General features: G+C 71.9%; 10 protein-coding genes. 4 read left to right on the forward strand and 6 right to left on the reverse strand.

The features are described from left to right. Window positions 1–102: 102 nt before the first annotated feature. Window positions 103–1908: an aspartate--tRNA ligase gene (gene aspS, locus C1I99_RS23540; protein ID WP_111136387.1), complete on the reverse strand. Its 1806-nt coding sequence runs from the start codon at window positions 1906–1908 to the stop codon at window positions 103–105. Between the two features lie 317 nt (window positions 1909–2225). After that, window positions 2226–3278 carry a S1 family peptidase gene (locus C1I99_RS23545; RefSeq protein WP_111136388.1) on the reverse strand — a complete coding sequence of 351 codons (1053 nt, stop codon included), beginning with the start codon at window positions 3276–3278 and terminating at the stop codon, window positions 2226–2228. A gap of 254 nt (window positions 3279–3532) precedes the next feature. Here C1I99_RS23545 and C1I99_RS23550 point away from each other — a divergent pair, with 254 nt between their 5' ends. Beyond that, window positions 3533–4363: an SGNH/GDSL hydrolase family protein gene (locus C1I99_RS23550; RefSeq protein WP_111136389.1), complete on the forward strand. Its 831-nt coding sequence runs from the start codon at window positions 3533–3535 to the stop codon at window positions 4361–4363. A 37-nt stretch (window positions 4364–4400) separates the two neighbouring features. Here C1I99_RS23550 and C1I99_RS23555 read toward each other — a convergent pair whose 3' ends face one another. Further along, complete coding sequence (locus tag C1I99_RS23555; RefSeq protein WP_111136390.1) at window positions 4401–4877, reverse strand: winged helix-turn-helix transcriptional regulator; 477 nt, start codon at window positions 4875–4877, stop codon at window positions 4401–4403. 55 nt (window positions 4878–4932) lie between these two features. On the opposite strand from C1I99_RS23555, the gene C1I99_RS23560 reads away from it, so the two are divergent. Further along, the gene (locus C1I99_RS23560) at window positions 4933–5487 is read left to right on the forward strand and encodes a PaaI family thioesterase (protein ID WP_111136391.1); all 555 of its coding nucleotides are present in this window, start codon (window positions 4933–4935) and stop codon (window positions 5485–5487) included. Between the two features lie 51 nt (window positions 5488–5538). Here the strand turns inward: C1I99_RS23560 and C1I99_RS23565 are convergent, their stop codons facing one another. From C1I99_RS23565 to C1I99_RS23575, 3 genes are all read right to left on the reverse strand, one after another. Next, window positions 5539–6471: an acyl-ACP desaturase gene (locus C1I99_RS23565; RefSeq protein WP_111136392.1), complete on the reverse strand. Its 933-nt coding sequence runs from the start codon at window positions 6469–6471 to the stop codon at window positions 5539–5541. Between the two features lie 69 nt (window positions 6472–6540). Beyond that, complete coding sequence (gene hisS, locus C1I99_RS23570) at window positions 6541–7869, reverse strand: histidine--tRNA ligase (protein ID WP_111136393.1); 1329 nt, start codon at window positions 7867–7869, stop codon at window positions 6541–6543. A gap of 51 nt (window positions 7870–7920) precedes the next feature. Then, entirely contained in the window at window positions 7921–8640 is a 720-nt protein-coding gene (locus C1I99_RS23575; RefSeq protein WP_111136394.1) for an MBL fold metallo-hydrolase, read from the reverse strand. A 260-nt stretch (window positions 8641–8900) separates the two neighbouring features. Here C1I99_RS23575 and C1I99_RS23580 point away from each other — a divergent pair, with 260 nt between their 5' ends. Both C1I99_RS23580 and C1I99_RS23585 read left to right on the forward strand, forming a co-directional pair. Next, window positions 8901–9797 carry a peptidylprolyl isomerase gene (locus C1I99_RS23580; RefSeq protein ID WP_111136395.1) on the forward strand — a complete coding sequence of 299 codons (897 nt, stop codon included), beginning with the start codon at window positions 8901–8903 and terminating at the stop codon, window positions 9795–9797. A 62-nt stretch (window positions 9798–9859) separates the two neighbouring features. After that, window positions 9860–10696, forward strand: coding sequence for a peptidylprolyl isomerase (locus C1I99_RS23585; RefSeq protein WP_111136396.1), 837 nt, complete (start codon window positions 9860–9862; stop codon window positions 10694–10696). Window positions 10697–10806: the final 110 nt, after the last annotated feature.

Raw genomic sequence — 10806 nt, forward strand, 5'->3', positions numbered from 1 at the left:
CCTGCCGACAGCGTCGATCATGAGGTTAGCGGGGCGACACGCCGGGGCGGGACCGGTCAACCTCATGATCAACGGCGGAAACGGTGGCGGACGGGCGGGCGGTCAGGTGGGGTCGGCGACCGGGGCGACCGGGCCGGCGGTGCCGGTGTGGGCGACCGCCTGCGGCTTGGGCTTCGCGTCGATGCCGGCCTCGGCGCGCTGCTGCGCGGTGATCGGCGTCGGCGCGCCGGTCAGCGGGTCGAAGCCGCCGCGGGTCTTCGGGAAGGCGATCACCTCGCGGATCGAGTCCGCGCCGGCGAGCAGCATGCAGACCCGGTCCCAACCGAACGCGATGCCGCCGTGCGGCGGCGGGCCGTACTTGAAAGCCTCCAGCAGGAAGCCGAACTTGTCCTGCGCCTCCTCCGGGGTGATGCCGAGCAGGTCGAAGACCCGCCGCTGCACGTCGCCGCGGTGGATACGGATGGAGCCGCCGCCGATCTCGTTGCCGTTGCAGACGATGTCGTACGCGTACGCCAGCGCCCGGTCCGGCGCCTCCTCGAACCGGTCGACCCACTCCGCGTTCGGGGAGGTGAACGGGTGGTGCACCGCCGTCCAGCCCTCCTCGTCCGTGCGCTCGAACATCGGCGCGTCGACCACCCAGCAGAACGCCCAGGCGCTCTCGTCGACCAGGCCGGCCCGCTTGGCGATCTCGATCCGGGCGGCGCCGAGCAGCTCCTGCGCCTCGCGGGTGTTGGCGCTGGCGGCGAAGAAGATCGCGTCGCCCGGCTTGGCGCCGACCGCGTCGGCCAACCCGCCCAGGTGCTCGGCGGAGAGGTTCTTCGCCACCGGGCCGCGCGCCTCACCGGTCTCGGCGTCGAGCACCACGTACGCCAGGCCGCGCGCGCCGCGCGCCTTGGCCCAGTCCTGCCAGCCGTCGAGCTCCTTGCGGCTCTGCGACGCGCCGCCCGGCATGACCACCGCGCCGACGTAACCGCCCGCGTCGATCGCGCCGGCGAAGACCCGGAACTCGGTGCCGCGCAGGTAGTCGGTCAGCTCGGTCAGCTCGACCCCGTAGCGCAGGTCCGGCTTGTCGGAGCCGTACCGGGCCATCGCGTCGTGCCAGGTGATCCGCGGGATCGGCCGGGAGATCTCGTGGCCGGCCAGGTCCTTCCACAGCGCCGTGACGATCGCCTCGCCGAGGTCGATCACGTCGTCCTCGGCGACGAAGGACATCTCGATATCGAGCTGGGTGAACTCCGGCTGCCGGTCAGCGCGGAAGTCCTCGTCGCGATAACAGCGGGCGATCTGGTAGTACCGCTCCATACCGCCGACCATCAGCAGCTGCTTGAACAGCTGCGGCGACTGCGGCAGCGCGTACCAGCTGCCGGGCTGCAGGCGCACCGGCACCAGGAAGTCGCGGGCGCCCTCGGGCGTCGAGCGGGTCAGCGTCGGGGTCTCGATCTCCAGGAAGTCCCGCTCGTGCAGCACGGACCGGGCGATCTGGTTGGCCCGCGAGCGCAGCCGCATCGCCGTTGCCGGGCCGCTGCGGCGCAGGTCGAGGTAGCGGTAGCGCAGCCGGATGTCGTCGCCGGCCTCGACCTGGTCGTCCACCGGCAGCGGCAGCGGCGCGGCTTCGGAGAGCACCTCCAACTCGGCCGCGGTCACCTCGACCTCCCCGGTGGGCAGCTCCGGGTTCTCGTTGCCCTCGGGGCGGTGGGTCACCTCGCCGGTCACCCGGACGCAGAACTCGTTGCGCAGCGCGTGCGCGTCCTCCTCGCGGAACACCACCTGGACCACACCCGAGCCGTCGCGCAGGTCAACGAAGATCACGCCGCCGTGGTCGCGCCGGCGGGCCACCCACCCGGCGAGCGTCACCGTGGTGCCGGCGTCCGTCGCGCGCAGGCTGCCGGCGTCATGGGTACGGATCACGGCTTGCGTCTCCTCATCTGCGGTACACGTCTGCTCCCCGCATTCTGTCAGCCTCGCCCTGGACCGGTCCGCGCCACCCGTCGACCCACACCCGGTCGACGCGGGCCGCGACCGCGATCCCGGTGGGATCGGTGTTCCCGGGATGTTCCAGGCGGTCGCCTGGATGACCGTCGTCGGATCGTTGTTGGTCGCGACGACCTCGACCGGCACCATCCGCCACGGGTCCCGGCGCCCTGGGCCTCGCCGTGGCTGGTTCGGCGTGGGCACGCGGGCGGGCCGCCGGAGCGATCCGGCGGCCCGCTGTGGCGCGTGCGGGATCAGTAGACGCTGACGCCGTAGCGGCTCAGCGCCTCGGTGACCGGCTGGAAGTAGGTGGTGCCGCCGGTGCGGCAGTTGCCGCTGCCGCCGGAGGTCAGCCCCAGGGCGGTGCTGCCGCTGAACAGCGAGCCGCCGGAGTCGCCCGGCTCGGCGCAGACGTTGGTGCGGATCAGGCCGGAGACCGAGCCCTCGGCGTAGTTCACCGTGGCGTTGAGCGCGGTCACCGAGCCGCTGTGCAGGCCGGTGGTGCTGCCGGAGCGCTGCACCGACTGGCCGACGTAGGCGTTGCCGGCCCCGGTGATGTCCCGGTAGCTGCCGTTGTAGAGGTAGACGTTGCCCGGCCGAGAGATGGTGCTGTTGTACCGGACGATGCCGTAGTCGTTGCCCGGGAAGCTGCTGCCGGCGCGCGGGCCGAGGTAGGTGGTCTGCGACGAGTTGGCGTACCAGCTCGACGAGATGTTGGTGCAGTGCCCGGCGGTGAGGAAGTACTGGGTGCCGGAGCTGCTGCGCACGTTGAAGCCGAGCGAGCAACGTCCGCCGCCACCGGCGTAGATGGCCTGTCCGCCGGAGATGCGGGTGCTCAGCACGCCGGCCTCGGACTCGATCCGCACCGCGCCGTTGGTCCGCGCGGCGGCGGCCTTGACCTTCTCCAGCTTGGCGCCGGTCACCGTGCTGTCGACGGAGACGACGACCTGGTTGGTGGCGGGGTCGGTCCACCAGGCGGTGCCGGGGATCTTCGCGGCGCGGTCCAGTTCGGCGGTAGCCCGGGCGAGCTCGGCGGCGCCGCGCTCGACGAACCTGGGGGTCGCGCCGGCGGCGCGGACCTGACGGGCGGCGGCCTCGTCGGTCACGGTGACGACCATCTTGCCGCTGGCGTCGGCGTACGTGCCGGCGGAACGGTCGCCGAGGCGCTCGGCCAGGCCGGCGGCGGCGTCGGGGGAGGCGGGTGAGGGTGCGGCCTGGGCGGGCGCGCCGATGAGCGAGCCGGCGACCAGGGTTCCGGCCACGACGAGGGTTGCGGCACGGCGGAGCGAGGACCTCGTGGGTCGCATGTAACAAACCTCCATGGAGGGGGCGATGGTCCACACCGGAGCTGGCGGGGCCGGATGGTAAACCCTGCCGATCTGGGGAAACCGGCGAAGTCCACTGAAGTATTCACATGCTTAAGATCCTACGCAAGACCCAGCTTTGTCCTTTTCATCCGGACTGCGGTTGTCATCGAACGGAAACATTGTGGACACAGACGAGCGTCTATACGCTCGGTGCACCGTCCACCACCCGCGGCACCCGTGATCCGGAGGCCACCATGAGTCGTACCCGCCGTCTGCTCGTGCCCCTCGCCACCCTCACCGCCCTCGTCCTGCTGGCCGGCACCCCGGCCACCGCCGACGCCGGCCCGCCACCCAGTTCGATGGCCAGCCTCGGCGACTCGATCACCCGCGGCTTCAACGCCTGCGGCTGGTACGTCGACTGCACCTCCCGGTCCTTCAGCACCGGCGACTACTCCACGGTGAACAGTCACTACCTGCGTATCCGCGCGGTCAACGCGAGCATCAACGGTCGCAACCACAACGACGCGCGCACCGGCGCCAAGTCGGCCGACGTGTACGGCCAGGCCGGCACCGCGGTCAGCCAGGGCGTCAGCTACGTCACCATGCTGATCGGCGCCAACGACGCCTGCACCAGCAGCGAGTCGACGATGACCTCGGTGGCCATCTTCCGGGCGAACATCGACGCCGCGCTCAACCGGATCAAGGCGGGACTGCCGAACGCCAAGGTCTTCGTGATCAGCGTCCCGGACATCCACCGGCTCTGGTCGGTGGGCAAGGACAGCAGCAGCGCCCGCAGCGCCTGGTCGTTCTTCGACATCTGCCAGTCCATGCTGGCCAACCCGACCTCCACTGCCCAGGCCGACGTCGACCGCCGTAACCGGGTGCGGCAGCGGGTGATCGACTTCAACAGCCAGCTCGCCCAGGCCTGCACGGCGTACGGGGCGAACTGCCTGTTCGACAACAACGCGGTCTTCGGCTACCCGTTCACCCTGAGCCAGCTCTCCGGCTGGGACTACTTCCACCCGAACACCAGCGGTCAGCAGGTCCTGGCCAGCGTCTCGTACGCCGCCGGTTTCCGCTGGTGACCCGGCCACGGGCGGCCACGGCCGCCCGTGGGCCGGCTCAGCCGGCGCGCCGGCGGGCGCCCGGGCCCGGCGCGGGCAGCACGTCCCGCGGCGTGGCCACCTCGTGGCCGGCCTCGCATCGCAGCACGGCGCGCACGGGAGCGTCGCAGCCACGGTGGGAGACGGCCAGCGGGGAGCCGTCCGGGTCGGCGAGGTAGTGATCCCCCCATTCGAGCACCGCCACCAGCACCGGCCAGAGGTCGAGACCCTTGCCGGTCAGCCGGTACTCGTGGCGCAGCCGGCTGCCCGGTTCCCGGTAGGGCTCGCGCCGCAGCACCCCCTGCTCGACCAGTGTGGTCAGCCGGTTGGTGAGCACCTGCCGCGGGATACCGGTACGGATCCGCATGTCGTCGAAGCGGCGGATGCCGCTGAACACCTCGCGCAGGACCACAAGGGTCCACCTCTCGCCGAGGACCTCCATCGCCCGCGCGATAGTGCAGTTCTCCACCGACCAGTCCAGTGCCGCGGGCTTCATGCGCCCAGGTTAGGTCTCGTTGACAGACTCAGCAACGGACTGCCAGGCTGAGTCCATGACGCAGACGCAGGATCCGGCCCGCAGCCGAACCTTCTCCTGGTCCGACCCCGGCATCAACGCCGCCCACCTGGGCCGGCGCAGCGGCCTGGAGCTGCTCCGCGCGATGATCGCCGGCGAGCTGGCCGCGCCGCCGGTGATGCACCTGATCGACATGAGCCGGATGGAGGCCGACGAGGGCCGGGTCGCGGTCGAGCTGTTCCCGCAGGAGTTCCATTACAACCCGCTCGGCACGGTCCACGGCGGGATCATCTCCACCCTCCTGGACACGGCCGCGGCCTGCGCGGTGCACACCACGCTGCCGGCCGGGGTCGGCTACACCTCGCTGGACCTGAACGTGAAGTTCCTGCGCCCGGTCACCGTCGACTCCGGCGTGCTGCGCTGCGAGGGCACCGTGCTCCAGCGCGGCCGGCGCACCGCGCTCGCCGAGGCCCGGCTGACCGACGCACGGTCCCGCCTGGTCGCCCACGCCACCTCCAGCTGCCTCCTCTTCCCCCTCTCCACGCCCGCACCGGGCGATCACGCAGTTGTGGTGCCCGCGACGCCGGGATAAAACGGCATCTGCCCCCACCACGACTGCATGATCGACGCCGGTGGGGATGGGTCAGCGAGAGGTGAGGCGGGCGCGGCGGGCGTCGCGCTTCTCCTCGAAGCGGGCGGCGGCGCGGTCCAGGTCGTCGAGGTGGCGGGCGATCTCGTCACGGGCGGCCTCGCCGTCGGCGTCCAAGCCGGTGACGGCGAAGACGTCCCACTGCCGCAGTACCGGGACGACCACCTCGTCGCGGTGCTGGCGCAGGTCGTAGATGCCGGCCAGGGCGATCGCCACCGACTTGCGGGCGAAGCCCTCGATGCCGACGCCGGGCATCTGGAAGTCGCTCACCACGTCGGCGACCGCGCGCATCGCCTGGCTGGGCGCCAGCTCGAACGCGGCCGCGAGCAGGTTGCGGTAGAAGACCATGTGCAGGTTCTCGTCGGCCGCGACCCGGGCCAGCAGCGCGTCGCAGACCGGGTCACCGGCAGCCCGGCCGGTGTTGCGGTGCGAGATCCGGGTGGCCAGCTCCTGGAACGAGACGTACGCCAGGGAGTGCAGCACCTCGTCGCCGTGCCGGTTGATGTAGCCGGCCGACATGTGCGTCATCCGGGCCCGCTCCAGGGCCACGGGGTCGACCGCCCTGGTCACCGTCAGGTAGTCGCGGATCGCCGTGCCGTGCCGCCCCTCCTCGGCGGTCCACCGGTGCACCCAGGTGCCCCACGCTCCGTCCCGGCCGAACAGCGTGGCGATCTCGTGGTGGTACGAGGGCAGATTGTCCTCGGTGAGCAGGTTGACGATCAGCGCGGTACGGGCCACCTCGGGCAGGGTCGAGTCGGCCTCCGCCCACGGCTGGCCGCCGAGCGGCCCGTCGAAGGTGCGCCCCTCGCTCCACGGCACGTACTCGTGCGGGAACCACTCCCTGGCCATGGCCAGATGCCGGTCGAGGTTCTTCTCCACCACGGATTCGAGTTCGTGGAGGAGTGCGGTCTGGCTCAGTGCGGTCACGAGGATCTCCCTACGGTGGCGTAACTTACGCCACCGTAGGTCCCCGCGCCCGTGAGCGCCAGTGTGAGCTCAGCCGACCAGCGGTTTCAGGTCCTCCCGAGGCGGCGTCCACTCCCCCGCCGCGGCGGCGACCTGCCCACCGGAGCGGATGTCCTTCACCTCGTCGGCGGCCCCCTCCACACCCGGGAACCAGACGTACGGGATGCCCCGCCGCTCGGCGTACCGGATCTGCTTGCCGAACTTGGCGGCGCTCGGCGAGACCTCGGTGGGAATGCCTCGGGAGCGCAACGCGTCGGCGACCCGGTTGCTGGCTCCGCGCTGCTCCTCGTTGACGACCGCGACCAGCACGCAGGTCGGCACGTCCCGCGACACGGACAGCGCGCCGGCGCCGAAGAGCAGCCCGAGCAGCCGGGTCACCCCGATCGAGATCCCCACGCCGGGGAACCGCGCGGTGCCGGAGCTGGCCAGGTTGTCGTACCGGCCGCCGGAGCAGACCGAGCCGAACCGCTCGTAGCCGATCATCTGCGTCTCATAGACGGTGCCGGTGTAGTAGTCCAGGCCACGGGCGATCCGCAGGTCGGCCACGCAGAGCCCCGGGGAGTGGTCGGCGGCGGTCTCCACCACCCGGACCAGTTCCTCGATCCCCTCGTCGAGCAGCGGGTCACTGACGCCCAGGGCGCGCACCGCGTCACCGAACGAGGCGTCCGGAGCGGAGATCTCTGCCAGCGCCAGGCACGCCTTGGCCTGCGCCTCGCTCGCCCCGGCGGTCTCGGCGAGCAGGTCGGCCACCCGACCCGGGCCGATCTTGTCGAGCTTGTCCACCGCGCGCAGCGCCGCCTCCGGGTCGGTGAGCCCGATACCCCGGTAGAAGCCCTCGCAGATCTTGCGGTTGTTGACCTGGATCCGCACCGGCGGGATCGGCAGCGAACCCAGCGCGTCGCCGATCACCAGCGGCATCTCCGCCTCGTGGTGCGCCCCGAGCGTGTCCCGGTCGACGATGTCGATGTCGGCCTGGAGGAACTCCCGGTAGCGCCCCTCCTGCGGGCGCTCGCCCCGCCACACCTTCTGGATCTGGTAGCGGCGGAACGGGAACTGCAGCCTGCCCGCGTTCTCCAGCACGTACCGCGCGAACGGCACGGTCAGGTCGAAGTGCAGGCCGAGCGCGTCGTCGCCCGCCGGACCGTCGACGTCGGCCTGCAACCGCCGGATCAGGTAGACCTCCTTCGAGGTCTCGCCCTTGCGCAGCAGTTGGTCCAGCGGCTCCACCGCGCGCGTCTCCAGCGGCGCGAACCCGTGCAGCTCGAAGGTGTCCCGGATCCTGTCCAGGACGAACTGCTCGATCATCCGCTGGGACGGCGTCCACTCAGGGAAGCCCGAGATGGGCGTGGGCTTGCTCATGATGCTCCGTTCACGAACCGCGCGGTCCGCGCGGGATGACGAGGGCGGCCGTCACAGGCCGCGGGCGGGGGCGGCCGGGCGCGCGCCGCCGACACCCGACACCTCGATGAGGTACGGGTTGGTCGCGCGCTCGCGGCCGATGGTGGTCGCGGGGCCGTGGCCGGGCAGCACGACGGTGTCGTCAGCCAGCGGGAGGATCTTCTCCCGGAGGCTGGTGAGCATCGTCGGCATGCTGCCGCCCGGCAGGTCGGTGCGGCCGATGGAGCCGGCGAACAGGACGTCCCCGGAGAGGCAGAGCTGCTCTGCCTCCCACGGCGAGCCGGCGCCCGGCAACCGGAACAGCACCGACCCGCCGGTATGGCCGGGGGCGTGGTCAACGGTGATCTCCAGCCCGGCGAGGGCGAGCGTGGCGCCGTCGGTCAACTCGGCGACGTCCTCCGGCTCGGTGTACGGCAGCCGGCCGCCGAAGAGCGAGGTGAGATCGGCGGAGAGCCCCTTCGCCGGGTCGGCGAGCAGCTCCCGGTCCCCCGGGTGCACGTACGCGGTGATCCCGCGCGCCCCGCAGACCGGGGCGACCGAAAACGTGTGGTCGAGGTGGCCGTGGGTGAGCAGCACCGCGGCCGGGTGCAGGCGGTGCTCGGCCAGCAGGGCGTCCAGCCGGTCGAGCACCCCGATGCCGGGATCGACCACCACGCACTGCTCCCCCGGCGCGGTGGCGACCACATAACAGTTGGTGCCGAAAGCGTCCGCGGGAAAGCCGGCCACGAGCACGTCCGCTCCCCTTCCGTCGAGCTGTCACGTCCCTGCCAGCAGCCTAACCGGCGGAGCGAGCGCATTCGGCGGACCCATCCGTCCCGCCGCCCCCAGCCGGAACAGCGATTTGCTCCGATAAACGCGGCCCGGACCTCGGACACCACTTTCCCAGCCGGTGGCCGTACACTCTGGCGGGCGTGTGGCGTGGCACACCTGCCACCCGGAGGGCGCGCGCCGCCCGCCGCCGCGACGATCAGCGTAGAGGAAGGGGAGCACGGGTGGCTTCCAGCAGGGACCGACAGCGCAAACTGGCGCGGGCCAAGCTCGACCGGCAGCTGGCCCGGCGGGCCGCCGCGGCCAAGCGCCGCCGGCAGATCCAGGCCGCCGTCGGCGCCGCCGTCGTCCTCGCGCTGGTCGTGCTCGGCTCCGCGTGGGGGCTGGGCGCCTTCGACCGGGACCCGGCGGCCAACAACGCCGCCGAGGAGGTCTGCCTCTGGACCCCGCAGGACGCCACCGCGAACACCAACCTCAAGGACGTCGGCACGCCGGACACCACCGGCCTGCCCACCTCGGGCGTCCGGGCGATGACCGTCACCACGAACCAGGGCGCGCCGATCACCGTCGAGCTGGACCTCGCCACCGCCCCGTGCGCCGCGGCGAGCATCGCCCACCTGGCCAGCCGCTCGTTCTACGACAACACCAAGTGCCACGAGATCACCACCGAGGGCGCGGTGCACTGCGGCGACCCCAGCGGCACGGGCCTGGGTGGCCCGACCTACTCGTTCTACGACGAGAACGTCCCGACCGCGGCCTCGCCGTCGCCGTCGGCGGGCCCGGCGCCCGGCCAGCCCGCGACCTACCCGAAGGGCACCGTGGCGATGGTCGCCAACCCGCCGGGCGCCAACGGCAGCCAGTTCCTGCTCTTCTTCAAGGACTTCACCACGGCCGACCCGAAGTACTCGATCATCGGCCGGATTACCGGCGGGCTGGACGTGGTCGAGAAGATCGGAGCCCTGCCGACCGTGGACAATGGGACGGGGGCCAAGGTCAAGCCCAAGGACGACGACGTGGTCATCCAGAGCCTCACGGTCGGTGAGCCGGTGGCGCAGGGGTCGACCCCGACGCCGACCGCGTCGGCCGCGGGCACTTCCTCGGCCAGCCCCAGCGCCGGCTGATCCGGCCGCCCCATCCACCGCAGCGGCACCGACCGCGCCGAGAAGTCCAGGAGGATCCAGGCGTGACGTCCACCAGAGAGCGGCAGCGCGCAGCGGCCCGCGCCCGGCTCGAGAAGGAGATGGCCGAGCGGGCGGCCAGGGCCCGCAAGCGCCGGCAGACCCAGGCGATCGTGGGTGCCGGGGCGGTCCTGGTGCTGGTGGTCGCCGGCACCGTGTGGCTGGCTACCAACCTGGGCGGGGACGACGGCACGGACACCGCGGCGCCGCAGGCCGGCAACGTGCAGTGTGCCTGGACGGAGATCCCCGCCGACCAGCGGACCGAGCAGATCAAGGACGTCGGGCTCCCGGCGGCGCAGCAGCCGAGCACGGGCACCCAGACGATGACGATCGACACCAACCTGGGCCCGATCACCGCCAAGATCGACCGCGCGGCGGTGCCCTGCACCGCGGCGAGCTTCACCCACCTGGCGGAGAAGAACTTCTTCGACAACACCAAGTGTCACCGACTGGTGACCGAGGGTATCAAGGTGCTCCAGTGCGGTGACCCGAGCGCGACCGGCAAGGGCTGGCGGGAGACCGACGGCACCGGCGGCCCGAGCTACCGCCTCGCGGAGGAGAACCTGCCCACCGACAAGCGGCCCCCGTACCCGGAGGGCGTGATCGCGATGGCCAACTCTGGCCAGCCGGGTAGCACGGGCAGCCAGTTCTTCATCGTCTACGGCGACTCGCCGCTGGACCCGAACTACACCGTCCTCGGCACGATCACCGGCGGCATGGACATCGTCAAGCAGGTCGCGGCGGCCGGCGACGACGAGGCCTTTGCCCAGCAGGCCGGTGGTGGTCACCCGAAGAAGGAGATCACCATCACCAAGCTCAGCATGAGCGCGCCGCAGGGCTGACCCTCGCCACGAGGCACGACAGCGCCCGCCGGCCGCCGCGACTGCCGCCGTCCGTCGCCGCCGGGCCGGCGCCGGGCGTTAGCCTCGTGGGGTGGACGACGGAGTGCGGG

The organism is Micromonospora deserti (genome assembly GCF_003236335.1).
In the GTDB taxonomy this organism is placed as follows: Bacteria; Actinomycetota; Actinomycetes; order Mycobacteriales; family Micromonosporaceae; genus Micromonospora; species Micromonospora deserti.